At 66.6% G+C, this 24,761-nt stretch carries 22 protein-coding genes and 1 pseudogene; 10 read left to right on the top strand and 13 right to left on the bottom strand.

The window, feature by feature from the left end:
* Nucleotides 1-3: 3 nt before the first annotated feature.
* From pssA to rimP, 9 genes are all read right to left on the bottom strand, one after another.
* The gene (gene pssA / locus O8I58_RS00870; RefSeq protein ID WP_298319883.1) at nt 4-624 is read right to left on the bottom strand and encodes a CDP-diacylglycerol--serine O-phosphatidyltransferase; all 621 of its coding nucleotides are present in this window, start codon (nt 622-624) and stop codon (nt 4-6) included.
* 438 nt (nt 625-1,062) lie between these two features.
* Complete coding sequence (locus O8I58_RS00865; protein WP_298319882.1) at nt 1,063-1,551, bottom strand: NUDIX hydrolase; 489 nt, start codon at nt 1,549-1,551, stop codon at nt 1,063-1,065.
* A gap of 168 nt (nt 1,552-1,719) precedes the next feature.
* Nucleotides 1,720-3,828 (bottom strand): polyribonucleotide nucleotidyltransferase, encoded by a 2,109-nt coding sequence (gene pnp, locus O8I58_RS00860; RefSeq protein WP_298319880.1) that lies wholly within the window; start codon nt 3,826-3,828, stop codon nt 1,720-1,722.
* Nucleotides 3,829-3,986: 158 nt separating this feature from the next.
* Nucleotides 3,987-4,247: a 30S ribosomal protein S15 gene (gene rpsO / locus O8I58_RS00855; protein WP_298319878.1), complete on the bottom strand. Its 261-nt coding sequence runs from the start codon at nt 4,245-4,247 to the stop codon at nt 3,987-3,989.
* Nucleotides 4,248-4,405: 158 nt separating this feature from the next.
* On the bottom strand, nt 4,406-5,296 hold the full coding sequence (gene truB / locus O8I58_RS00850) for a tRNA pseudouridine(55) synthase TruB (RefSeq protein ID WP_298322608.1): 891 nt from the start codon (nt 5,294-5,296) through the stop codon (nt 4,406-4,408).
* Nucleotides 5,297-5,445: 149 nt separating this feature from the next.
* The gene (gene rbfA, locus O8I58_RS00845) at nt 5,446-5,820 is read right to left on the bottom strand and encodes a 30S ribosome-binding factor RbfA (RefSeq protein ID WP_298319877.1); all 375 of its coding nucleotides are present in this window, start codon (nt 5,818-5,820) and stop codon (nt 5,446-5,448) included.
* A gap of 75 nt (nt 5,821-5,895) precedes the next feature.
* Nucleotides 5,896-8,604 (bottom strand): translation initiation factor IF-2, encoded by a 2,709-nt coding sequence (gene infB / locus O8I58_RS00840; RefSeq protein ID WP_298319876.1) that lies wholly within the window; start codon nt 8,602-8,604, stop codon nt 5,896-5,898.
* Nucleotides 8,605-8,699: 95 nt separating this feature from the next.
* Nucleotides 8,700-10,211 (bottom strand): transcription termination factor NusA, encoded by a 1,512-nt coding sequence (nusA, locus tag O8I58_RS00835; RefSeq protein ID WP_298319875.1) that lies wholly within the window; start codon nt 10,209-10,211, stop codon nt 8,700-8,702.
* Nucleotides 10,212-10,261: 50 nt separating this feature from the next.
* Nucleotides 10,262-10,822 carry a ribosome maturation factor RimP gene (gene rimP, locus O8I58_RS00830; protein ID WP_298319873.1) on the bottom strand — a complete coding sequence of 187 codons (561 nt, stop codon included), beginning with the start codon at nt 10,820-10,822 and terminating at the stop codon, nt 10,262-10,264.
* Between the two features lie 556 nt (nt 10,823-11,378).
* Between rimP and O8I58_RS00825 the strand changes: the two genes are divergently transcribed.
* The 8 genes and pseudogenes from O8I58_RS00825 to O8I58_RS00790 all read left to right on the top strand — a co-directional run bounded on the left by O8I58_RS00825 (nt 11,379) and on the right by O8I58_RS00790 (nt 19,651).
* Complete coding sequence (locus O8I58_RS00825; protein WP_298319871.1) at nt 11,379-12,032, top strand: hydrolase; 654 nt, start codon at nt 11,379-11,381, stop codon at nt 12,030-12,032.
* Nucleotides 12,033-12,114: 82 nt separating this feature from the next.
* Nucleotides 12,115-12,414 carry a XapX domain-containing protein gene (locus tag O8I58_RS00820; protein WP_298319869.1) on the top strand — a complete coding sequence of 100 codons (300 nt, stop codon included), beginning with the start codon at nt 12,115-12,117 and terminating at the stop codon, nt 12,412-12,414.
* Nucleotides 12,411-14,304, top strand: a pseudogene (locus O8I58_RS00815) (amidohydrolase). Before O8I58_RS00820 ends, O8I58_RS00815 begins: the two are co-directional and overlap by 4 nt.
* Entirely contained in the window at nt 14,289-14,711 is a 423-nt protein-coding gene (locus O8I58_RS00810) for a DoxX family protein (protein ID WP_298319867.1), read from the top strand. Before O8I58_RS00815 ends, O8I58_RS00810 begins: the two are co-directional and overlap by 16 nt.
* Nucleotides 14,701-16,335, top strand: coding sequence for an MFS transporter (locus O8I58_RS00805; protein ID WP_298319865.1), 1,635 nt, complete (start codon nt 14,701-14,703; stop codon nt 16,333-16,335). The genes O8I58_RS00810 and O8I58_RS00805 overlap by 11 nt, the downstream gene beginning before the upstream one ends.
* A 32-nt stretch (nt 16,336-16,367) precedes the next feature.
* Entirely contained in the window at nt 16,368-17,267 is a 900-nt protein-coding gene (locus O8I58_RS00800; RefSeq protein ID WP_298319863.1) for a VOC family protein, read from the top strand.
* 6 nt (nt 17,268-17,273) lie between these two features.
* Nucleotides 17,274-18,659 carry an alginate export family protein gene (locus O8I58_RS00795; protein WP_298319861.1) on the top strand — a complete coding sequence of 462 codons (1,386 nt, stop codon included), beginning with the start codon at nt 17,274-17,276 and terminating at the stop codon, nt 18,657-18,659.
* Nucleotides 18,653-19,651, top strand: a complete 999-nt coding sequence (locus tag O8I58_RS00790) for an SLAC1 anion channel family protein (protein WP_298319860.1) — start codon at nt 18,653-18,655, stop codon at nt 19,649-19,651. The genes O8I58_RS00795 and O8I58_RS00790 overlap by 7 nt, the downstream gene beginning before the upstream one ends.
* A 13-nt stretch (nt 19,652-19,664) precedes the next feature.
* On the opposite strand, the gene O8I58_RS00785 is transcribed toward O8I58_RS00790, so the two are convergent.
* Both O8I58_RS00785 and O8I58_RS00780 read right to left on the bottom strand, forming a co-directional pair.
* Nucleotides 19,665-20,111, bottom strand: coding sequence for a helix-turn-helix domain-containing protein (locus O8I58_RS00785; protein WP_298319858.1), 447 nt, complete (start codon nt 20,109-20,111; stop codon nt 19,665-19,667).
* 401 nt (nt 20,112-20,512) lie between these two features.
* Nucleotides 20,513-21,235 carry a pirin family protein gene (locus tag O8I58_RS00780; protein ID WP_298319856.1) on the bottom strand — a complete coding sequence of 241 codons (723 nt, stop codon included), beginning with the start codon at nt 21,233-21,235 and terminating at the stop codon, nt 20,513-20,515.
* 137 nt (nt 21,236-21,372) lie between these two features.
* Between O8I58_RS00780 and O8I58_RS00775 the strand changes: the two genes are divergently transcribed.
* Complete coding sequence (locus tag O8I58_RS00775) at nt 21,373-22,293, top strand: LysR family transcriptional regulator (protein WP_298319854.1); 921 nt, start codon at nt 21,373-21,375, stop codon at nt 22,291-22,293.
* Between the two features lie 337 nt (nt 22,294-22,630).
* Nucleotides 22,631-23,452, top strand: a complete 822-nt coding sequence (locus O8I58_RS00770) for an alpha/beta fold hydrolase (RefSeq protein ID WP_298322605.1) — start codon at nt 22,631-22,633, stop codon at nt 23,450-23,452.
* A 270-nt stretch (nt 23,453-23,722) separates the two neighbouring features.
* On the opposite strand, the gene O8I58_RS00765 is transcribed toward O8I58_RS00770, so the two are convergent.
* Entirely contained in the window at nt 23,723-24,154 is a 432-nt protein-coding gene (locus tag O8I58_RS00765) for a helix-turn-helix domain-containing protein (protein WP_298319852.1), read from the bottom strand.
* Nucleotides 24,155-24,294: 140 nt separating this feature from the next.
* Nucleotides 24,295-24,654, bottom strand: coding sequence for a hypothetical protein (locus O8I58_RS00760; RefSeq protein WP_298319850.1), 360 nt, complete (start codon nt 24,652-24,654; stop codon nt 24,295-24,297).
* Nucleotides 24,655-24,761: the final 107 nt, after the last annotated feature.

The raw sequence follows: 24,761 nt of genomic DNA, 5'->3' as shown, positions 1-24,761 counted from the left end.
GCTTCAGGGCTTGGGGATATGCAGCGTCTTGCTGATCATCAACGAACCGGACAGGGCGAACAGCGCCACCAGCGGGTGCAGCTGCCACGGCCCCAGCTGCCATTGGCCCCACCAGATGTCCGCACCGATGTGGCCCAGCGCCGCGGCCACGGCCAGCACCACCACCAGCACCAGGCTGGTGGGAATCGGCGTGCCCTCGAAATACTTGACCTTGCCCTCGTCGCCGGACAGCGATTCGGCGGTGACGTTGTAGCGCGCCAGCCGACTCACGCCGCAGCAGACGAAGTAACTCAGCACCAGCCAGTCCCAGCCGCCCTGCAGGCCACAGGCGTAGGCCAGCGCCGCCGGCGCCACGCCAAAGGAAATGACATCGGCCAGCGAGTCCAGTTCGCGCCCCAGGGTCGATGCCGAATTGCGCCAGCGTGCCACCCGGCCATCCAGCGCATCGAAGATGAAAGCCAGCGGGATCAAGGCCATGCCGGCCAGCAGCACGCCCAGCCGGGCCTCATGCATGTAGTTCAGCGCGGCGAATAGCGCACCGACGCCGCAGAACGCGTTGCCCAGCGTGAACCAGTCCGCCAGGTGGAACTCGCGCAGCATCGAGAAGTGGCGTTGTCTTGGCATTGGAATGGCCGGTTGTTCGGGACGGAAGGAGACAGCCTGCCAAGCCGTGCGTCGCGCGGCAATCAGGGGCGTTCGCAGCGCAGCACCCTTCGGCAGGTCAAGGGCGGTGCTTGGACCGTTTCGGGATCGCGAGGTTCAACCGCGGAAATCACATCGCCACCAGGATGTTCCACGGGGGGCTGTGAAATCCCATCAAATCAACCTGGTCATTTTTCCGCCAATCCACTTGACACGCCTGCGCCGCAAAGCGCTCCTGCGGTTATCCACATCTTTGTCCTGAAGTCATCCACACCCCCTGTGGATACACTGACCCACGCTGGTCATTTTTTCGCCATACCGATGCAGACACGCATGGCGCAAGGCCATGCCGGAGTTATCCACACGATTGCCCCAGCAGTCATCCACACCTTCTGTGGATGAAGCCCGCGCCTGGATGACTCAGACCCGCGAGACGTTCCACGAGAGCATGCGTCCATCCTTGTACGGCATGACCCCGTGGAAAGCGCGCGGATCGGCATCGAACACCAGTGGCAGGAAGTGCTTGTCGCCTTCCCACAGCGGCAGCTCCAGCAGCCTGTCCACGTCGACCCACTCCAGCGTGCCTTCCGGATTGGAGGTCAGTGGCGTGCCACTCCAGGCATCGATCACGAACACGAACGCCAGCCAGTCCTCGCCATGCTTGCCGAAACCCGGCCAGCTGATCGTCCCGCGCAGGTGCAGCGCATCGCATTCGATGCCCGCTTCCTCGCGGATCTCGCGCCGCATGCAGGCCAGGATGTCCTCGTCCGGCTCCATCTTCCCGCCCAGCCCGTTGTACTTGCCCAGGTGCAGGTCGTTGGGCCGCGCATTGCGATGGATCATCAGCACCTGCTTCCCATCGGGGGACAGCACATAACCGAGCGTGGCGACGATGGGGGTATAGGGCATGAGCAGAGCCGGCCGCGAGGGAGAAGAGCCGCATTGTAGAAGCGCTGCACGCCACGACCACAATGAAAGGGGACTGCCACGCGCTCGGGGCGCTACGTTTGAATCGCGGGAATAAAAAAAAGCGGGCCCAAGGGCCCGCTTCTTCGATCCGGCAAATGCGACGACCGATTACTCGGCGGTCACGCCCTCGCCTTCTTCGACGGCCTTCATGGACAGGCGGATACGGCCCTGCTTGTCCACTTCCAGCACCTTGACCTTGACCACGTCGCCTTCCTTGAGCACGTCGGACACCTTCTCGACGCGATCAGCGGAAATCTGCGACACGTGGACCAGACCGTCCTTGCCAGGAGCAATCGTGACGAACGCACCGAAGTCCATCAGCTTGGCGACCTTGCCCTCGTAGATGCGGCCCGGCTCGATGTCCGAGGTGATCTGCTCGATGCGGGCCTTGGCGGCCTGGCCGGCAGCGCCGTTCACCGATGCAATGGTGATGGTGCCGTCGTCCTGGATGTCGATCTGGGTGCCGGTTTCCTTGGTGATCGCCTGGATCACCGAACCGCCCTTGCCGATCACTTCGCGGATCTTGTCGGGGTGGATCTTGATGGTGATCAGGCGCGGCGCGAACTCGCTCAGCTCTTCGCGCGGTGCGGTCATGGCGTTGGCCATCTCGCCCAGGATGTGCAGTCGGCCAGCCTTCGCCTGCGACAGCGCCTGCTTCATGATCTCTTCGGTGATGCCTTCGATCTTGATGTCCATCTGCAGCGCGGACACGCCGTTCGACGTACCGGCCACCTTGAAGTCCATGTCGCCCAGGTGGTCTTCGTCACCCAGGATGTCCGACAGGACGACGAAGTTGTCGCCTTCCTTGACCAGGCCCATGGCGATACCGGCAACCGGGGTCTTGATCGGCACGCCGGCATCCATCAGCGCCAGCGAGCTGCCGCAGACCGAGGCCATCGACGACGAACCATTCGACTCGGTGATTTCCGACACGACGCGGATGGTGTACGGGAAGGCTTCCATCGTCGGCATCACGGCCAGCACGCCGCGCTTGGCCAGGCGGCCGTGGCCGATCTCGCGACGCTTCGGGCCCATCATGCGGCCCGCTTCGCCCACCGAGTACGGGGGGAAGTTGTAATGGAACAGGAAGTGGTCCTTGTGCTCGCCGGAAACGGCGTCAATCACCTGGCCGTCGCGGGCGGTGCCCAGGGTGACGGCGACGATCGCCTGCGTTTCACCGCGGGTGAACAGCGAGGAGCCGTGGACGCGCGGCAGGATGCTGACCTTGGAGCTGATCGGACGCACGGTATCCAGGGCGCGGCCGTCGATGCGGACCTTGGTGTCCAGGACCGAACCACGCATGGTCTGGTATTCCAGCTCGCCGAATTCCTTGGACAGCTCGCCGCCGTTCCAGCCTTCGCTCTCGACGCGGCCAGCAAGGCCGGCCAGCACGTCGGACTTGATCGCGGCGATGGCGTCGCGCCGCTGCAGCTTGTCGCGCACCTGGAAGGCACCGCTCAGCTGGTCGCCAACGGCTTCCTTCAGGGCGGAGATCAGGGCGTCGTTCTTGGCCGGGGCAGTCCAGTTCCACGACTGGGTGCCGGCTTCGACGACCAGCTCGTTGATGATATGGATGACCTTCTGCATTTCGCGATGGCCAAACATCACCGCGCCCAGCATCACGTCTTCGGACAGCTCGGCCGCTTCGGATTCCACCATCAGCACGGCGTTGGAGGTACCGGCGACGACCAGCTCAAGCTTGGAGTCCTTCAGCTCGGACACGGTCGGGTTCAGCACGTACTCGCCGTTGATGTAGCCGACCTTGGCTGCACCGATCGGGCCGTTGAACGGCGCGCCGGTCAGGGCCACGGCAGCCGAGGCGCCGATCAGGGCCGGGATGTCGCCGTCGATTTCCGGGTTCAGCGACATCACCGTAGCGATGACCTGCACTTCATTACGGAACTCTTCCGGGAACAGCGGGCGCAGCGGACGGTCGATCAGGCGCGAGATCAGCGTCTCCTTCTCCGTGGCGCGACCTTCGCGCTTGAAGAAGCCACCGGGGATGCGGCCACCGGCGTAGAACTTTTCCTGGTAATCCACCGTCAGCGGGAAGAAGTCCTGGCCTTCGCGCGCCTTCTTGGCGGCGACGGCCGAAACCAGCAGTACGGTGTCATCGAACTTGACGATGACCGCGCCGCCGGCCTGGCGGGCGATTTCGCCGGTTTCCAGGGTGACCTGGTGCTTGCCGTACTGGAAGGTTTTAGTGATTTTTGCCACGTGGGTTTCCTAAGTGTCTCGAACTGGTTGACCCGGTTGCGACCCCTGTCGCGCGCGGGTGGCCGGCGTATGCGGCCGTTGTTGCAGTGCGATGGTTTCCGTTGCCTGGAAACAAATGAACCGCGGCGCATTTCTGCGCCGCGGTTCTTCATCTTGTTTTAGCGACGCAGACCCAGCTTCTCGATCAGGGCCTTGTAGCGCGGGGCATCTTTGCCATGCAGGTAGTCAAGCAGGCTGCGGCGCTGGTTGACCAGCTGCAGCAGGCCGCGACGGCTGTGGTGATCTTTCTTGTGGGTCTTGAAGTGGCCGGAGAGCAGCTCGATGCGGGCGGTCAGCAGGGCGACCTGGACTTCCGGGGAGCCGGTGTCGTTGGCGCCGCGCTTGTTCTCTTCGATGATCTTCTGGGTGTCGATGGACATGGGTATGTTCTCTTGTTGATGCGGGACCTGCAGGAACGCGGACTGTCCACCGCGCGCACCACTTGGTCCGCCGCTTGCGATTGAGGAAAGGGCCTCGTCGGCCAGGTGCCTGAAAAGGCCGGCGCATTGTAGGCGCCAGCCTGTTTGGACACAAGGTTTCAGTCCTGGGTCGGGTTGCCGCTGGTCGGCCAGTTGAACAGCCGCTGGGGCGACAGCACGCCTTCCCTGGACAGTTGCGCCAGCCCCAGGACGACGCCGGCTTCGGTGAAAACGGCCACCCCGCCGGCCGGTCCGGGCACGCCTGGCAGGCGCTGCCCCTGGCTGAAACGGGCTGCGCCCTCCGCGGTCAGGTCGATCCGCGGCAAGCCGACCATGCCCGCCTCGATCGGCAGCAGGCAGGCAAGCAGGGCTTGTTCGTCGCGCCCGGCCAGGGCTTCGAGCTGCTCGATGGTCCACATCCGTGGCTCGCGGAACGGGTCCACCCACAGCCGGCGCAGCTGGGCCACATGCGCGCCGCAGCCCAGGGCTTCGCCCAGGTCGCGGACCAGGCTGCGCACATAGGTGCCCGAGCCACATTCCACGTGCAGGTGCAACAGCGGCCGCCCTTCGTCCAGCAGGTCGTCCGCAGCCTGGAGCTCGAAGGTGCGCACGAAGACCTCGCGCTCATCGATCTCCACCACTTCACCGCGGCGGGCCTTGGCGTACAGCGGCTCGCCACCACGCTTGAGCGCCGAATAGATTGGCGGGCGCTGCTGGATCCGCCCCATCAACGGGCGCAGGGCCGCATCGATGCGGTCGATCGGATAAGCCTCCACGGGCCGCTCGCGCAGCACCTGGCCTTCGGCATCGTCGGTATCGGTGACCTGCCCCAGGTGGGCCACGGTGTCGTAGGCCTTGCTGGCGCCCAGCAGGTTGCCGGCAATCTTGGTGGCCTCGCCGAAGCAGATCGGCAACAGGCCGGTGGCCAGCGGGTCCAGCGCGCCGGTGTGGCCGCCCTTCTCCGCCCGGAACAGGTGCCGCACACGCTGCAGCGCCTGGTTGGAGCTCATGCCGGTGGGCTTGTCCAGCAACAGGATGCCGTCGACGCGACGGAACCTGGTCCGGGGACGCTGCTGCTGGCGCGACCTGGAGGTTGGCGCCGAACCGCCACGTCCGGTGCCGTCGGCGTCCGGGGTCGCGGCGGGTTCAGTCGACATCATCAGTCCTGGTCGGACTCGGATTCGGGCGGCAGCGGGTTTTCGCGCAGCAGGGTTTCGATGCGCTCGCCCTTGTCGACCGAGTCGTCGTAATGGAAATGCAGTTCGGGCACGTGGCGCATCTTCACCGCGCGGCCCAGGGCGTAGCGGATCTGCGGGGCCAGTTCCTTCAGCGCCTTGACCGCTTCGAGCGAGCGCTCGGGCATCAGGGCGGTGACGAACACCTTGGCGTGGGCCAGGTCGCGGGTGACTTCGACGTCGGAGACACTGACCGACGGCAGGCCGTGCTCACGCACGGTTTCATGCACGATCGTGCCCAGCTCGCGGCGGAGCTGTGCGGAGACGCGGTCGCTGCGATGGAAGGATTTGGTTGCCATGACTTCAAGCATGCGGCAACGGGCCGGCGCTGACGGCGACGCTCCTCACGGAACGTCACCGCGCGCATGGCGCCGTTACAGCGTGCGCTGCACCTCGATACGCTCGAAGCACTCGATCTGGTCGCCGGCCTTCACATCGTTGTAGGCCTTCACGCCGATACCGCACTCGGTGCCGTTGCGCACTTCGTCCACGTTTTCCTTGAAGCGGCGCAGCGATTCCAGTTCGCCCTCGAACACCACGACGCTGTCGCGGAGCACGCGGATCGGCTTGGAACGCTTGACGCTGCCCTCGATGACCATACAGCCGGCCACCGCGCCGAACTTGGAGCTGCGGAACACGTCGCGGACCTGGGCGATACCGATGATCTCTTCGCGGATCTCGACGCCCAGCAGACCGGAGGCGACCTGCTTCACCTGGTCGATCACGTCATAGATGATCGAGAAGTAACGCATGTCCACGCCATTGGCTTCGACCAGGCGACGGGCCGAGGCATCGGCACGCACGTTGAAGCCGATGATCGTGGCCTTGGAGGCCATCGCCGAATTGACGTCGGACTCGGTGATGCCACCGACGCCGGAGCTGAGGATGTTGATGCGGATGTCTTCGTTGGACAGCGCGACCAGCGAATGGCGCAGCGCTTCCACCGAACCCTGCACGTCGGCCTTGACGATCAGGTTCAGGCTGAGCTGGCCGTCACCCTTGCCCAGCTGGGCCATGATGTCTTCCATGCGGCTGCCGGCCGAGGCCACCAGGCGCGATTCGCGGCGCTTGGCATCACGCTGCTGGGCCACGTCCTTGGCCAGGCGCTCGTCCTCGACCACGACGAAGTCATCGCCCGCGTCCGGCACGCCGGACAGGCCCAGGACCTGCACCGGGATGGACGGACCAGCCGCATTCGGCTGGGCACCGGTTTCGTCGAACAGCGCACGCACGCGGCCGTACTGCACGCCGCAGACCAGGTAATCGCCCTTCTTCAGCTGGCCCTGCTGGACCAGCACGGTAGCGACCGGGCCACGACCCTTGTCCAGCGAGGACTCGATGACCGTACCGCTGGCGCGGCCATCGGGCACGGCCTTGAGTTCCAGCACTTCGGCCTGCAGCGAAATGGCATCCAGCAGCGTGTCGATGCCCTGGCCGGTCTTGGCCGAGACTTCGATGAACTGCGTATCGCCACCGAACTCTTCGGCAACCACGTCGTGGGCCAGCAGTTCGTTCTTGACCCGCAGCGGGTCGGCACCGGACTTGTCGATCTTGTTGACCGCCACGATCAGTGCCACGCCGGCCGCCTTGGCCTGCTGCACCGACTCGATGGTCTGCGGCATGACGCCGTCATCGGCCGCCACCACCAGCACCACGATGTCGGTCAGCTTGGCGCCGCGGGCACGCATGGCGGTGAACGCCGCGTGGCCCGGGGTATCCAGGAAGCTGATGACGCCCTTGTCGGTTTCGACGTGGTAGGCACCGATGTGCTGGGTGATGCCGCCGGCTTCGCCCGTGGCGACCTTGGTGCGACGGATGTAATCCAGCAGCGAGGTCTTGCCGTGGTCGACGTGACCCATGATGGTGACCACCGGCGGACGCGGGGCGGTGTCGCCCTGCACGTCCTCGACGTGGGCCAGCAGTGCGTCCTCGGCGTCGTCGCTGCCGGCGCGCACGACCGTATGGCCGAGCTCTTCGGTGATCAGCGCCGCGGTGTCGTGGTCGATGGTCTGGGTGATGGTGGCCATCACGCCCATCTTGAACAGCGCCTTGACCACGTCACCACCCTTCAGCGCGAGCTTCTGGGCCAGGTCACTGACGGTGATCGCTTCGCCGATCGCCACTTCGCGCACCACCGGTGCGGTCGGACGTGCGAACTGGTGGTTGCCCGAGCCGCCACGGCTCTGCTCCATCTGGCGACGGGGCTTGGGCTTGCCACGGGCGGCGCCACGACGGGCGCGGTCGGCGGCCGACAGGTGCAGCTGGCCTGCGAAACGCTGGGTGCTGTCGTCATCCTCGACGCCGGCGACCATGGAATTGGAGCCACGGGTCTTGTGCTTGGCCGCAGTCGTCGTGCCGCGATCGGGCTCCTTGCGGGCCGGGGTCGTGGCGGTCCGCGGCGGATGCGCGGCGCCAGCCTTGGCCGGAACACGGATGGAGGTGCCGGCAATCGGCCCCTTGCTTTCATCGATCAGCTTGCGTGCGACGGGAGCCGGCGCTTCTTCGGCAACGGCACCGGTATCGGCACTCTCTGCCTCGGCGTCAGCTTCGGCGCGGGCATCGGCCTCAGCCTGGGCAACCGCAGCGGCGGCTTCCTGGACCTTGCGCTCCTTCTCTTCGTCGCGGGCGCGGTCCATTTCGGCCAGGCGTGCCTGTTCGGCCAGGTTGCGCTGGCGCGACTCTTCCAGCTTGCGCAGGATCTCGGCGCGCTCGTCGCCGGGCGCGACAGCAGCGCCGGCGCGACGGGCTTCGTTGGCCTGGGCTTCGGTCGGCTTGACGTAGGTGCGCTTCTGGCGCACTTCCACGGCCACGGTCGAATTGCTGCGACCGGACTTGACCGTCACTTCCTGCACCTTGCGGCGGGCCAGGGTGACCTTCTTGGCCGCTTCGCTTTCCTCGCCTTCCCCGTCGGCCTTGCCGTGGGTGCGACGGAGGAAGCCGAGCAGCTTCATTTTCTCGGTGCTGGACACTTCCTGGTCGGGGCCACTGAACTTCATGCCGGCCTCGGCCAGCTGGATGATCAGTTTATCGACCGGCGTGTTGACCAGTTCGGCGAGCTTGCGGATGGTGGTTTGCTGCGACATTCGGATCCTATGATCTGGTTGGCGCTCCTTCGCCCAGAGCAAAGGAAACGCGAATTCTAAGCCCTGACGCCATCAGGGCGATGGTCATGGCTGGCTCATTCGCCGCGCTCCAAACGGGCGATCTCCTCGGCGCGTGCGGCCAGGATCAACGCGGCGGCGCGCGCCTCGTCCAGTCCTTCGATCCCGAACTCGACCACCTCGTCGGCAGCCAGGTCGGACAGGTCTTCGCTGGTCCGCACGCCGTGCGACGCCAGCAGGTGCGCGGTCGCCTCGTCCATGCCATCCAGCGCCAGCAGATCGTCGGCCGGGCCTTCGCCTGCAGCACCCTCTTCCTCGGCCAGGGCCGCATTCAACAGCGCATCGCGGGCACGGGCGCGCAGCTCTTCGACGATATCCTCGTCAAAACCTTCCACCGCCAGCAGTTCGCCGACCGGGACATAAGCGATTTCTTCGACCGAGTTGAAGCCCTCGGACACCAGGATCGCGGCGATTTCCTCGTCCACTTCCAGCTTGTCGACAAACAGCTGGCGGGCGACGGACTGCTCGGCTTCGGACTTGGCAGACACCTGGTCCTGGGTCATCACGTTCAGCTGCCAACCGGTCAGGCGGCTGGCCAGGCGCACGTTCTGGCCGCCCTTGCCGATGGCCTGGGCCAGGCGGTCTTCGGCCACGGCCAGGTCCATCGAATGACGGTCCTCGTCGACGATGATCGACTGCACTTCGGCCGGCGCCATCGCGTTGATGACGAAGTTGGCCGGGTTGTCGTTCCACAGCACGATGTCCACGCGCTCGCCGTTGAGCTCGTTGGACACGGCCTGCACGCGCGAACCACGCATGCCGATGCAGGCGCCGATCGGATCGGTGCGGGTGTCATGGGCCAGCACGGCGATCTTGGCGCGGTCGCCCGGATCGCGGGCGCAGGCCTTGATCTCGACCAGGCCCTGGCCGACTTCCGGCACTTCCAGCTTGAACAGCTCCATCATGAATTCCGGCGCGGCGCGACTGATGAACAGCTGCGGGCCACGCGGCTCGGAACGCACGTCGAACAGGTAACCACGGACGCGGTCGCCGGCGCGCAGCACGTCGCGCGGGATGCCCTTGTCCTTGGAAATGAAGGCCTCGGCGTTGCCGCCCAGGTCCACGTAGATGTTGCCGCGCTCGGCGCGCTTGACGATGCCGGTGACCAGCTCGCCCACGCGATCCTTCCACGCGTCCACGACCTGGGCGCGCTCGGCTTCGCGCACACGCTGCACGATGACCTGCTTGGCGGCCTGGGCGGCGATGCGGCCGAAGTCGGGGTTTTCGATCGACTCTTCGATGTACTCGCCTACCTCGGCGCCTTCGACTTCGTCGATGGCGTCCATCAGGCGGATCTGGCGATCCGGCGATTCCATCACCACGTCGTCGGCCACCACTTCCCAGCGGCGGTACGTCAGGTACGTGCCGTCCTTGTGGTCGATGGTCACGCGCGCCAGCACATCCTGTTCGGGATAACGCTTCTTGGCGGCCGAGGCCAGGGCGGCCTCGATGGCGTCGAAGATCACTTCGCGCGGGACGCCCTTTTCATTGGCGACCGCGTCCACCACCAGCAACAGTTCCTTACTCATCTTTCACTCCGCGCGCAGCCTCAGGGGGCCGTCGTTGGGTTGGGTTGATATCAGTGCACTTTCTTCGGCGGGGCCGGCGATTTCTTCGGCTTGCCCGCGCCAATGTTCTTTTTCGGCTGGGGCGCCATGCCCAGCGCGACCCAGTCGGGCATCAGCCGTGCCTTGTCCAGGTTGTCGGCGGCAAAGGTCATCTGCCGGTTGTCGAAAGCGATGGTGATGCCGGCGGCATCGACCGAGACGATCCGGCCCTGCACGCGACGGCGACCGTCCTGCGGCAACTTCAGCACGACCTTGGCTTCCTCGCCGATGAACCGGGCGAACTGGTCGGCGGTGAACAGGGGACGATCAACACCAGGCGAGGACACTTCCAGGGTGTAGTTGTCGCTGATCGGGTCTTCCACATCCAGCTGCGCCGAGACTTCGCGGCTGACGGCCTCGCAGTCTTCGATGTTGACTACGCGGGTCTCGCGCTCGGCTTCGCTCACGTCGATATACAGGCGCAGGGTCGCATTGCCCGATGCCGGCAGATATTCAATGCCCAGCAGCTCCAGGCCCAGGGCCTGGATGGTGGGCTGCAGCAGCGCTGCAATCTCGGTTGCCTTGTCGCTCACGTGGCTTGGTGTCTCGTCCTGGTTGACTTCAGAAACGCAAAAGGGCCCATAGGGCCCTTGTCCGATGACGCTGGATGTAGAGGCAGCCGGGAAAGCGCTTCTACGAGCCCAGGCTTCTGGTCAGCGGAATCTCCGGGATGCGAAGGGTCCAGCACAAACCTGAAACGTTGGTTGCGGAGGCCAGGCTTCCAGAGCTATCCGTCGAGGACCGCTCGAATCACCTGCGCCGCAGCGGGGCATCATAGAGAGGAGTGCCCCGTCACGCAACCGCACGGCATTCAGAAAGCCGGCTCGACCTGACCGGCGGCGGCCGCCCGGCCCGGGCACGAGATGGGGCCGCGCGACGGTTCCGCAAGATCGCGGCGGCGGTGCCGGCCTGGCCTGTGCCGCGCCCCTCATCCCCCTGCGCCCAGCAGCGCCTTCGACGGCAAGGCCGCCCGCCGGATCGACCGTCCAAACGTCCAAAAAAACACACAGATCGACAAGACCTCCCGAGCCTTCGGAAACGAGGATGGTGCCGCCGCTCCACCCCACCCATTCCTGAAAGAAGGCTCCGATGTCCCCCAAGGCGACCCCGACCCCTGGTTCGAAACTGATTTCGCCCACCGACCATGCGCTGGTCCTGATCGACTTCCAGTCGCAGATGGCCTTTGCGACCAAATCGATCGATGCGATCAACCTGCGCAACAACGCCGCGCTGATCGCCAATGCCGCGGCTGGCTTCAAGGTACCGACCATCCTGACGACCGTGGCCGAGAAGTCCTTCTCCGGCCCGATGTTCTCCGAAGTCACCGATCCGTTCCCGGGTCAGGCGCTGCTGGACCGCACCTCGATGAACACCTGGGAAGACGCGGCGGTGATCGACCAGGTCAACGCCATCGGCAAGTCGCGCCTGGTGTTCGCCGGGCTGTGGACCTCGGTGTGCATCGTCGGCCCGACCCTGTCGGCGCTGGACCAGGGCTTCGAGTGCTACGTGATCGCCGATGCCTGCGGCGATGTCTCCACCGAAGCCCATGACCGCGCCATGGATCGCATGGTCCAGGCCGGCGTACGGCCGATGACGTCCCTGCAATACCTGCTGGAACTGCAGCGCGACTGGGCCCGCACCGCGACCTATGACATGACCACCGGTTACGCGAAGAAGTACGGCGGCGCCTACGGCCTGGGCGTGACCTACGCCAAGACCATGTTCAACGCGCACGAAGGCTGAGTTCCAGCGCCAACCATGTGCCCGGCCCGCGCGGTGCTTGCCACCCGCGGGCGTTGTGTTTTCCCCATCGTGGAGTCCTTCGATGAAGCCCTATCTGCTTTCGCTGGCGGCCGGCCTGCTGGTCGGCCTGGTCTACAGCCTGATCAACGTGCGCTCACCCGCGCCGCCGGTCATCGCCCTGGTCGGCCTGCTCGGCATCCTGGTCGGTGAACAGCTGCCGCCACTCGCCCGCCAGCTCCTGGGCCGCACACCGACCGAGATCAGCTGGATCGGCCACCAGGTCAAGCCGCACATGTTCGGCCAGCTGCCCAAGGGCGAACGCCCGTCGAAGGACACCCCCACACCCCAACCGCCTGCCCGCCGCGAGAACCACGACGCATGAACGACACCCGCACGCCTGACCTGATCCTGCATCGCGGCCTGTTCGTCACCCTGGACAAGTCCAACCCGACCGCCAGCTGCGTGGCGATCACCGATGGCCGCTTCAGCCAGGTCGGCCAGGACCACGACATCATGCCCAGCGCCGGGCCGAACACGACGATCATCGACCTGCGCGGGCGCCGGGTGCTGCCCGGACTGATCGACAACCACATCCACATCATCCGCGGCGGCCTGAACTTCAACATGGAGCTGCGCTGGGACGGCGTGCGCAGCCTGGCCGACGCGATGGACATGCTCAAGCGCCAGGTCGATGCCACCCCTGCCCCGCAGTGGGTGCGCGTGGTCGGCGGCTTCAGCGAACACCAGTTCGTGGAAAAACGCCTACCGACGCTGGACGAACTCAATGCCATCGCGCCGGACACCCCGGTCTTCATCCTGCACCTGTACGACCGCGCCCTGCTCAACGGCGCCGCGCTGCGTGCAGTGGGCTATACGAAAGACACGCCGAACGCCACCCGGCGGCGAGATCCTGCGCGATGCCAACGGCAACCCGAACGGCCTGCTGCTGGCCAAGCCCAACGCCGGCATCCTCTACGCGACCCTGGCCAAGGGGCCGAAGTTGCCGCTGGAATACCAGGTCAACTCCACCCGCCACTTCATGCGCGAGCTCAACCGGCTGGGCGTGACCAGCGTGATCGACGCCGGCGGCGGTTTCCAGAACTACCCGGAGGATTACCAGGTGATCCAGCAGCTGTCCGAGGCCGGACAGCTGACCATCCGCCTGGCCTACAACCTGTTCACCCAGAAGCCGAAGCAGGAGAAGGAAGACTTCCTCAACTGGACCGCTTCGTCCAAATACAAGCAGGGCGACGACTACTTCCGCCACAACGGCGCCGGCGAGATGCTGGTGTTCTCGGCGGCCGATTTCGAGGACTTCCGCCAGCCGCGCCCGGACATGGCGCCGGAGATGGAAGGCGAACTGGAAGAAGTGGTGCGCGTGCTGGTGCAGAACCGCTGGCCGTGGCGCATGCACGCCACCTACGACGAAACCATCAGCCGCTCGCTGGATGTGTTCGAACGGATCAACCAGGAGCTCCCGCTGGCGGGGTTGAACTGGTTCTTCGACCATGCCGAGACCATTTCCGACCGCTCCATCGACCGCATTGCCGCGCTCGGCGGCGGTATCGCCGTGCAGCACCGCATGGCCTACCAGGGCGAATACTTCGTCGAGCGCTACGGTCCGGGCGCGGCCGAAGCCACCCCGCCGGTCAAGCGTATCCTCGAAGCCGGGGTCAAAGTCTCTGCCGGCACCGATGCCACCCGGGTGGCTTCCTACAACCCGTGGGTGTCGCTGAACTGGCTGATCACCGGCCGCACCGTTGGCGGCCTGGGCCTGTATCCGCGCCGCAACTGCCTGGACCGCGAAGACGCACTGCGCATGTGGACGGTCAACGTCACCTGGTTCTCCAACGAGGAAGGCAAGAAGGGCGCGATCAAGGTCGGCCAGCTGGCCGACCTGATGGTGCCCGACCGCGACTTCTACACCTGTGCCGAAGACGAGATCAGCGGCATCACTTCGCTGCTGACCGTGGTTGGCGGCAAGGTGGTCTATGGCGCCGGCGACTTCGCCCGCTTCGATGACGCCGCGCCACCGCCAGCGATGCCGGACTGGTCGCCGGTGCGCCGCTTCGGTGGCTATGCCGGCTGGGGCGATGCGCGGGCCAAGCCCGATGCCGCCGTGCAAGCACGACAGGCCGCGGCCGGTTGCGGCTGTTCCAACCAGTGCAACGTGCATGGCCACGCCCATGCCACGGCCTGGACCAGCACGCTGCCGATCAGCGACCTGAAGGGCTTCTGGGGCGCATTGGGCTGCGCATGCTGGGCGGTGTGATGGAGGCGCTGCGCGAGGCCCTCACCTCGCCCTGGCTGCACTGGCTGGGGCTGCTGTTCCTGTGCTCGGCGTATCTGCAGGGGCCGTTCGACAAGCTGCGGGATTTCCGTGGCGCGGTGGCCGAGATGCGGCACTTCGGGCTGCGCCCGGCCTTGCCGTTCGCAGCCTTCACCATCGTCTTCGAGCTGACCGCCAGCGCGCTGGTGCTGACCGGCTGGTACCGCTGGGCCGGCGCCCTGGGACTGGGCCGCTTCACCGTGCTGGCCAACTTCATGGCGGATCGCTTCTGGGGCTTGCAGAAGCCCGAGCGCAGCCAGGTCGCCAATTCCTTCTTCGAACACTGGGGCCTGACCGGCGGCTTCCTGCTGGTCGCCTGGCATGACCTGGGAGGTCGTGATGTCTTCTGAAAAACCATCCACCGGCGGTAGCTTCGCGCCCCTGGCCCAGCCGGTGTTCGCGGTGCTGTGGGCCGCGGCGGTGCTGGGCAATACCGGCAGCTTCATCCGCGACGTGGCCAGTTCGTGGATGGTCACCGAACTGTCGGCCAATCCGACGGCAGTCGCGCTGATCCAGACCGCAGCGACCCTGCCGGTGTTCCTGCTGGCAATCCCGGCCGGGGTGCTGTCGGACATCCTGGACCGGCGCCGGTTCCTGCTGTTCATCCAGGTCATGCTGGCCGGGGTCAGCCTGACCCTGCTGCTGCTCACCCGCAGCGGCGCGCTGACGGTGGAATACCTGATCGGCATGACCTTCATCGGCGGCATCGGCGCTGCGCTGATGGGGCCTGCCTGGCAGTCGATCGTGCCGGAGCTGGTGCCGCGCGCGGACCTGAAGAACGCAGTGGCCCTGAACTCGCTGGGCATCAACATCGCCCGCGCGATCGGTCCGGCCCTTGGCGGCGTGCTGCTGGCCAATTTCGGTGCGTCGCTGGCCTATGGCGCCGACGTGCTGAGCTATGTCTTCGTGATCGCCGCGCTGCTGTGGTGGAAGCGCCCGGCCAATACCCACGATGCCTTGTCCGAGCAGTTCCTGGGCGCGCTGCGTGCCGGCCTGCGCTTCACCCGTTCCAGCCGCGAACTGCACGTGGTGTTGCTGCGCACGGCGGTGTTCTTCCTGTTCGCCAGTTCGGTGTGGGCGCTGCTGCCACTGGTCGCGCGCCAGCTACTGCATGGCACGGCCGGCTTCTACGGCGTGCTGCTGGGCGCGGTCGGTGCTGGCGCAATCGCCGGCGCGCTGCTGCTGCCGCGCCTGCGTGCACGCTTCGATGCCGATGGCCTGATCCTGGTCGCATCGGCCTGCACCGTGGTGGTGATGGGCGGGCTGGCGATGGCGCCGCCGCAATGGCTCAGCGTGGTGTTGATGCTGTTGCTCGGCGTGGGCTGGATCATCGCCCTGACCACGCTCAACGGCGTGGCCCAGGCGGTGCTGCCCAACTGGGTGCGCGGACGGGCGCTGGCCGTCTACCTGATGGTGTTCAACGGCGCGATGGCGGCCGGCAGCTTCGGCTGGGGCCTGGTCGCGCAGGAAGTCGGCGTGCCGCGTGCCTTGGTGATCGGCGCTGTCGGCCTGGCGCTGATCGCGCTGCTGTTCCATCGCGTGCGCCTGCCCACCGGCGAAGCCGACCTGCAGGCCTCCAACCACTGGCCCGAGCCGCTCACCAGCCCGACGGTCAGCAACGACCGCGGCCCGGTGATGATCCTGATCGAATACCGCGTCGCCACCAGGCACCACGCCGCCTTCCAGGCCGCGATCACCCGCCTGTCGCTGGGCCGTCGCCGCGATGGCGCCTACCTGTGGGGCATCACCGAGGACGCCGCTGATCCGCAGAAGATCGTCGAGTGGTTCATGGTCGAGTCGTGGGCCGAACACCTGCGCCAGCATCGCCGCGTGTCCAACGCCGATGCCGACCTGCAATCCGAAGCGTTGCAGTACCACCTGGGCCCCGAACCGCCAGTGGTGCGCCACTTCATCACGATGGACGGCCGCCACCACGGCCCGGCCGCAGACGCGTTGCCGCATGTCCACGCCTGAGTCCCCCCCCTTTCTTTCTCCAAGGAATCCCCATGCGCCTGACACTGTCCCTCTGCATTTCCGCCGTCCTGCTGTTCGGCGCCGGCACGCCCGCCTTCGCCAAGCAGCCGGCGACCACGCCATCGGTATCGGTCGGCCCGCAGTACGACACCACCCACGTCTATGTCGCACCGGGCGACGTGGACGCCTTCGTGCGCAGCTTCACCGCCACCTTCGGCGGCCAGAGCACGCACCAGGTGGTTGCGACCGTCACCCCGACGCCGAGCAGCACGACCTCGCAGCTGGTGCAGACGCCGGCCGGCACGGTGTCGTTGTTCGGTTTCAAGACGCCGGTGCCGGCGCCGTTCGGCGATGAGCGCACCGGCTACCTGGTCACCGACATGGCGCAGGCAATCAAGGCCGCACGCGCGGCCGGGGCCGAAGTGCTGGTGGAGCCGTTCAAGGACCCGATCGGCCTGGATGCGGTCATCGCCTGGCCGGGCGGCGTGAACATGCAGCTGTACTGGCACGACACCGCGCCGCACTATGCGCCGCTGGAAACCGTGCCGGAGAACCGCGTGTATGTGTCGCGCGACCGCGCCGATGCCTTCGTCAAGGCCTTCGTGAGCTTCGCCCACGGCACGGTCGAACACGACGACCGCAACGCCGATGGCGCGCTGATCGGTCGCCCCCGCGACACTTTCCGCAGCATCGCGCTGCACTCCGGCTTCGGTGAGATGCAGGTGCTGGTCACCGATGGCCACCTGCCCTGGCCGTACGGCCACGAGATGACCGGCTATGCGGTCAAGGACCTGGACGCGACCCTGGCCAGGGCCAAGGCGGCCGGCGTACAGGTGCTGGTGCCGGAAGTGACGACCAGGACGCGTCGTTCGGCCGTGCTGCAATTCCCCGGCGGTTACATCGCCGAGATCCACGCCGCCACGCAGTCCTGACCGCGGATGTCCCTGCGCCTGACACCGCTGCTGGCCCTGCTGTGCCTGCCCGCCTGCGCGTGGGCACAGCAGGCCGCCGACAGCGGCACCGCCCGGCCCGCGTTGAAATCCAACCGCTGGCAGGAAGACTGGTCGCCGCTACTGGACCCGGCCGCACGCACCCAGCCGTTCGACCGCCTGAAGGCCATCGCGCTGGGGCCGGATGCGTACCTGTCGCTGGGCGCGATCCTGCGCGAGCGCATCGAATCCAACCACGCCTCGGCCTTCGGCGTGGGCCGCGATGACGACAGCTATCTGCTGCAACGCCTGCAGGTGCATGCCGACCTGCGCATCGGCAGCCACTGGCAGGTGTTCACCCAGCTTGAAGATGTGCGCGCATTCGAGAAGACGACGATCGGACCGGCCGACCGCAATCCGCTGGACCTGCGCATGGCCTTCGTCGCCTACACCACGCCACTGGCCGGCGGCGAGCTGAAGGTGCGCGTGGGCCGGCAGGAATTCGCTTTCGACCTACAGCGTTTCGTCTCGCTGCGCGACGGGCCGAACGTGCGCCAGTCCTTCGATGCGGTGTGGGCCAATTACGAACACGGCCCGTGGCGCTGGATCGGTTTCGTCAGCCAGCCGGTGCAGTATTCGGCCGGGTCGGAGTTCGACGACACCTCCAATCGGCATTTCGCCTTCGACACCCTGCGCGTGGAACGGCAGGTACTGGGCACCGACGAGCTGTCGCTGTACTACGCGCGTTACGAACTGGACGACAGCACCTACCTGGATGCGGTCGGCGACGAGCGCCGCGACATCCTGGATGCGCGCTTCGCCGGCGTGCAGGGCGCGCTGGACTGGGACCTTGAAGCGATGGGCCAGCGCGGCCACGTTGGCGGCGTGCCGGTGCAGGCCTGGGGCATGGGCGGGCGCATCGGCTACACCTTGAAGGGTGCCGCGCTGTCGCCACGCATCGGCCTGCAGGTCGATGCGGCCTCCGGCGACCGCAAGCCCGGTGATGGCCGCCTGGAAACCTTCAACCCGCTGTTCCCCAACGGCTATTACTTCTCGCTGGCCGGCTACACCGGCTACAGCAACCTGCTGCACATCAAGCCGGCGTTGACCATCCACCCCAGCGAACGCCTGACGGTCACCGCCGCGGTCGGCCTGCTGTGGCGGCAGAGCACGGCCGATGCGGTGTACGTGCAACCGGACGTGCCATTGGCCGGCACCGCGGGCATCGGCGGGCGCTGGACCGGTGCCTACGCGCAGCTGCGCACGGACTGGAAGATCAACCCGAATCTCGGTGCCGCCATCGAACTGGTCCAGTACCAGGCGGGCAGCGTCATCCGCGATGCGGGCGGCAGCGACAGTCACTACGCCGGAGGCGAATTGAAGTTCACATGGTGATGCCCGAATCCACGACCGCGGCCACGCCGCAACCCACGCTGGAACAGCCGCTCCTGGCGCGCCTGTCGATTGCGATGTTCGCCATCGTCATGGGCGTCGGTGGCCTGGGCAATGCCTGGGCACTGGCCCACGCCGTGTTCGGTGCGCCGCTGGTCATCAGCCAGCTGCTGCTGGCGCTGGCACTGATCGTCTTCGCTCTGCTGGCAATCGCGCACCTGGCCAAGCTGGGGTTCCATTTCAAGGCCGTGGTCGCGGAGTTCGCCCACCCGGTGCGCTCCAGCTTCTTCCCGGCCACTTCGGTGGCCGCCATCGTGCTGAGCATCGGCACGCGCGTCTATTCGGTCGAGCTTGCGCAGGGCCTGTGGTGGTTTGGCGCGGTGCTGCACCTGCTGCTGGCGGTGACGCTGATCCGGCGCTGGATCACCCACGCACAGGACGAAAGCGTGCTGACGCCTGCATGGTTCATCCCCATCGTCGGCAACATCCTGGTGCCGGTCGGCGGGGTGCCGCTGGGCCACGTGGAGATCAGCTGGTTCTTCTTTTCGGTCGGCCTGGTGTTCTGGCTGATGTTCTTCAGCATCGTGCTGCACCGGGTGCTGTTCGTCCCGGCGATGAGCGTGCGCAGCGTGCCGACGCTGTTCATCCTGCTGGCACCGCCTTCGATCGGGCTCTCGGCGTACCTGGCCTTCACCGGCGGCTTTGCCGGGCCGCTGGCGCACATCCTCTACAGCCTGGCGCTGTTCATCGCCATCCTGCTGGTCACCTTGCTGCGGCACGTGTCGCATGGGCCGTTCTTCATGAGCTGGTGGGCGATGACCTTCCCGGTCGATGGCTGGGCCGGTGCGACGCTGGCCTATGCGCACGCGCAACCGTCCGGCTACGCGCGGGCGATTGCGGTGTTCGCGCTGGCTTCGGCCTCGTTGGTGGTGCTGTTGATCGCCGGACGGACCGCGTTCTACATGGCCAGCGGCAAGGCCTTCCGCGAAGAATGACGCCCCCGTGCGCTCACTTGTTGAGCGCACGCCAGCGCGCCGGCGGCATGCCGACCACCCGGCCGAACACGCGGGTCAGATGGCTCTGGTCGGCGAAGCCGCAGCGACTGGCGATCTCGATGATCGGCATGGTGCCCAGCAGCAGCGCCTTGGCCTGCGTGACCCGGACATCCTGCAGCCAGCGATGCGGCGTGCAGCCGGTGCTGCGCTTGAACGCCTGGCAGAAGTAGCCGCGCGACAGCCCGCAGTGCGCCGCCACCTCGGCCACCGAGATGCCGCCCTGCACACCCGCGACCAGCATGTCCCTGGCCCGCTGCAACTGCCAGGGCGGCAGCACGCCCTTGGCGGACGGCCGCTGTGCATCGGCCTGCGCCTGCAGCAGCTGGATCTGCAGCGCGACCATCACCTGGTCCACGAACAGCCGCAACTGCAGGCCCGGGGATGCGAACGCGGGCGGCATGCCCCCAACCGATCCTTGCGGCGCCGGATCAGGCGATCCATCGGAATGCGTCAACCCGCCAGGCTGTGGCATGTCGTGCTCCCGTACGTCGCCACGCATCGCTGCGCAGCTGGAAGAAAGAAAGGGACTTCCGCGCAACCGGGATCGGCGCGCTTGCATCAAAAGCGCTGCGCTTGGCGCGCACCGTCCGGCGGGAAAACGGCGCTCATCGCGTGCGTTGACCGGATCAACGCGCCGGCATCACGGGCTATCGCGGTGAGCCCGCTGCAAGCCGCCACCGACTGCATCGGAGGTGGTCGATCAAGCCCTCACCCAGCCCATCGGGCTGGATGAAGCAGCCACCGGCGCATCGACATCGCCGGCCATCAAGGCACGCGCGCATCGCGCATGCCCTGCCCTGCTTACTGCATGCCCGGCAGTTCGAACGGGCGCAGGTCGAACAGCAGCACTTCACTGTCCTTGCCGTTGGCGAACGTCAGCGCCTGCGACTCGCGCACCCGCACGCCGTCGCCTTCGCGCAGCAGCTTGCCATTGAGCTCAACCTCGCCGCGTGCCACGTGCACGTAGGCGTAGCGCTGGGCGGCCATGTCGAAGGTCGCCGTGGCATCGCCGTCGAACAGGCCGGCGTAGACCCGCACGTCCTGACGCACCTGCAGCGATTCCTGCGCACCGTCGGGCGAGATGATCAGGCGCAGCTGGCCACGCTTTTCGGCATCGCTGAAGTTGCGCTCCTGGTAACGCGGTTCGGCATTGCGCTCGTTGGGCACGATCCAGATCTGCAGGAAATGCACCGCCTCGTCCTGCGAGCCGTTGAACTCGCTATGCGACACGCCGCTGCCGGCGCTCATCATCTGCACGTCGCCCGGGCGGATCACCGAGCCGGTGCCCATCGAGTCCTTGTGCGCCAGCGCGCCTTCCAGCACGTAGGAGAAGATCTCCATGTCGCGGTGCGGATGGGCACCGAAACCTTCGCCCGCATCGACCCGGTCATCGTTGATGACGCGCAGGTCCGAAAAGCCGACCTGGTTCGGGTTGAAGTAGCTGCCGAACGAAAAGGTATGGCGGGACTTGAGCCAGCCATGGTTGGCGACGCCGCGGGTGTTGGCCTGAGTGATGTCGAACATGTGCGATCTCCTGTGCGGGGCCGGGATGCCCCGGTGAGCGGCGGTGACCGGTCGATCACCATGGGGCGTACGTTACTGTCGCCAAACTGGTCGATAAATCGCCTACGATGCGAAACATCGTCGCCATCGGAATGACAATGAATCAACTCGAGGACATGCGCCTGTTCGTCCAGACCGTGGATTCGGGCAGCTTCACCCAGGCCGCGGACAAGCTGGGGCTGTCCAAGCAGTTCGTCAGCAAGCGGCTGATGGCGCTGGAATCACGGCTGGGCGTGCAGCTGCTGATCCGCACCACCCGCACCCTGCGCACCACCGAGGTTGGCCAGATGTATTACGAGCAGGCCACCCGCGTGGTGCACGAGGTGGACGGCATCGAGCAGGCCATCGCCCGCCAGAACGCGATGCCGCGCGGGCGCCTGCGGATCAGCGCGCCGATGACCTTCGGCACCATGCACCTGAGCCCGGTGATCCCGCGCTTCCTGGCCGCCTATCCGGAAGTGAACCTGGAACTGGAGCTCAACGACCGCACGGTCGACCTGATCGGCGAAGGCTTCGATGCCGGCGTGCGCATCGGCGTGCTGCCCGACTCCAGCCTGATCGGCCTGCGCGTGTCGCACATGGAACTGGTGACCTGCTGCAGCCCGGAGTACCTGGCCCGTCGCGGCGAACCCGCGCGTCCCGAAGACCTGCCGCAGCACGACTGCCTGCCCTACGGACATCGCCGGCATGTCGAATGGACCTTCGCCGCGCAGGGCAAGCCGAAGCTGGTCGCGATCAATGGACGCCTGTGTGCCAACAACGGCGAGGTGGTGCGCGATGCCGCCTGCGCCGGCCTGGGCATCACCCAGCTGCCGACCTTCATCGTCGGCGACGCCTTGCAGGATGGCCGCCTGGTCACCGTGCTGGATGCGTACCGCCCGCCGATCTCTGGCGTGTACACGGTCTATCCCGGCCATCGCCAGCCATCGCTGGCGGTGCGCGCGTTCGCCGAATTCATGCGCAGCACGTTCGCCGCGCCGATGCGTGCGGCGCCCCAGCAGCGCGCGAAGAACGCCTGATCCGACGGCACCGGTTGCGGGCAACGGTCCGGGCCAGGTGACGCGCATCGCCTGGTGATCACAAACATCCAAGACGCCGCGCCCGCGCGGGGCTAGTTTGCTGGCCTGCCTCCGCGTGCATTGCCGTGTCCCTTGGAAGCGGCGTGCGCAGTGCGGCGGCATATCCGAGACCCGCTCCATCAGGACGATGCCGATGTCCCACGCTCCGTTTTCCGCCATCCCCCTCACCCGCCGCCAGGTGCTTGCCACCGGTGCGGCGATGGCGGCCATGGCCGCTCTTCCCCTGGCTGCGCAGGCCAGGACACCCTTCCCCACCTCCCACTCTGGAGATACCGCAATGCCGACCGTCAAAACCAAAGATGGCGCCGAGATTTTCTACAAGGACTGGGGCACCGGCACGCCCGTGGTGTTCTCCCATGGCTGGCCGCTCAACGGTGATGCCTGGGACCCGCAGATGCTGTTCCTGGTCCAGCAGGGCTACCGCGTCATCGCCCACGACCGCCGTGGCCACGGCCGTTCCAGCCAGACCGCGACCGGCAATGACATGGACACCTACGCCGATGACCTGGCCGCGGTGATCGAGCACCTGGACCTGAAGGACGCGATGCTGGTCGGCCACTCCACCGGCGGCGGCGAAGTGGCGCATTACATCGGCCGCCATGGCACTAAGCGCGTGGCCAAGGCCGTGCTGGTCGGCGCGGTACCGCCGATCATGCTCAAGACCGAAGCCAATCCCGGCGGCCTGCCGCTGTCGGTGTTCGACGGCATCCGCGAAGGCGTGGCCAAGGATCGCTCGCAGTTCTACAAGGACCTGTCCGGCCCGTTCTTCGGCGCCAACCGCCCCGACTCCAAGGCCTCGCAGGGCATGCGCGATGCGTTCTGGGCGCAGGGCATGACCGGCAGCGTGCTGGGCCAGTACCTGTGCGTGAAGGAATTCTCCGAAGTGGATTACACCGAGGACCTGAAGAAGATCGACGTGCCGACCCTGGTCATCCACGGCGACGCCGACCAGATCGTGCCGATCGATGACTCGGGCAAGCTGTCGGCCAAGATCGTCAAAAACGCCACGCTGAAGATCTACAAGGACGCGCCGCATGGCCTGGCCGCAACCCACGCCGACCAGCTCAATGCCGACCTGCTGGCCTTCCTGAAAAGCTGATGCAGCAACGCCGCCCCGGGCAACCGTGGCGGCGTTGTCGAAGACCGGCAAGACGAACTCGTGACACCCGCGCCCCGCACTGGCCCTGCCATGCGGGGCGCTGCTTTGTGACCAGAGCTTCAACCCGGAAGACAGACGCATCCGCGCGACGATCAGCTTGTCTGCATGTCGACTTCCGCACGCGAGGGGCCGCATGCAACCCAGTATTGGCCTTCGCGCTCACCGCACGCATTCCAGCGCACGGCGTTGCCACCGCGCGCGCCGCGCACCTCAGCGGGCGGACAAGCCCTGCCGGCGCCAGGCCATCGGCGTGCAGCCGGTGTCGGCCTTGAACGCACGGGTGAAGTGCGCCTGGTCGCTGAAGCCGCAGTCCGCGGCGATATCGGCCAGGCAATGCCGGCTGTCCAGCAGCATCGACTTGGCCCGCGCGATGCGCTGCTGCTGTCGCCAGCTGTGCGGCGGCAGGCCGAAGGTCTGTTTGAATGCGCGCGAGAAATGCCCGCGCGACAGGCCGCACTCCCTGGCCAGCGCCGTGGTGGAAATCCTCGCGGCCAGCTGCTCCAGCATCGTGCGGACGACACTGCGCGCCTGCCACGGCGCCAGTCCGGTGATCGTCGCGGGCGTCGCGACGGCAGGCGCCTCGACCGTCACGAAATACGGCAACAGCGAGATCAACGGAATCGACGCAAGCGAAGTCGTCATGGTGAGGCTTCTCCAATGGTGACCGGGCGCAACACGCAACGCGCCGGCCATGTGTCCCCCCACGCATATGTTGCAAGTCCGGCACGCAGCGCCCTACCCCAGATGGTGCCAGCGCCGGTCTACCCGTTCGGGTGATCGACTCAGGGCGGCGGACGACGTTCGGTGACGATGCGGCGACCGAACAACTGCGCATCCAGCGAATACGCACCCGGCCCCAGGCACAGCACCGCCAGCGACACCAGCAGCACCGGCAACGCCTGCGCCCATGGCACGCCCAACTGCGCGGCACACCACAGGCTGCCCATCGCGAACACCGCGGCCAGCACCTGCACCAGCAGGCCCAGCAGCAACCCCGCCGTCAGCAGGCCAAGCCCCACGCCGATGCCGATGCCCGGCGCATCGCCGAACGTGCCCAGCAGGGTCAGGACGAGATACATCCTGAGCAGCACCAGCCCGAAACCGGGCCGTCCATCGGGGAACATGGCGTAGAGGCGCTGCACCCACGCAGGCTAAGATCATTCGGCAATTGCCGCATAACCATATCGGGTGGGCAGACGACACCCCCATTCGGGGTGATGGGCCGCAACTCGCCATCGTCGAGAATCAC

The organism is Pseudoxanthomonas sp., from assembly GCF_027498035.1.
In the GTDB taxonomy this organism is placed as follows: domain Bacteria; phylum Pseudomonadota; class Gammaproteobacteria; order Xanthomonadales; family Xanthomonadaceae; genus Pseudoxanthomonas_A.
Note: the sequence above shows the minus strand (reverse complement) of the source record. Positions and strands in the feature narration are given on the sequence as shown.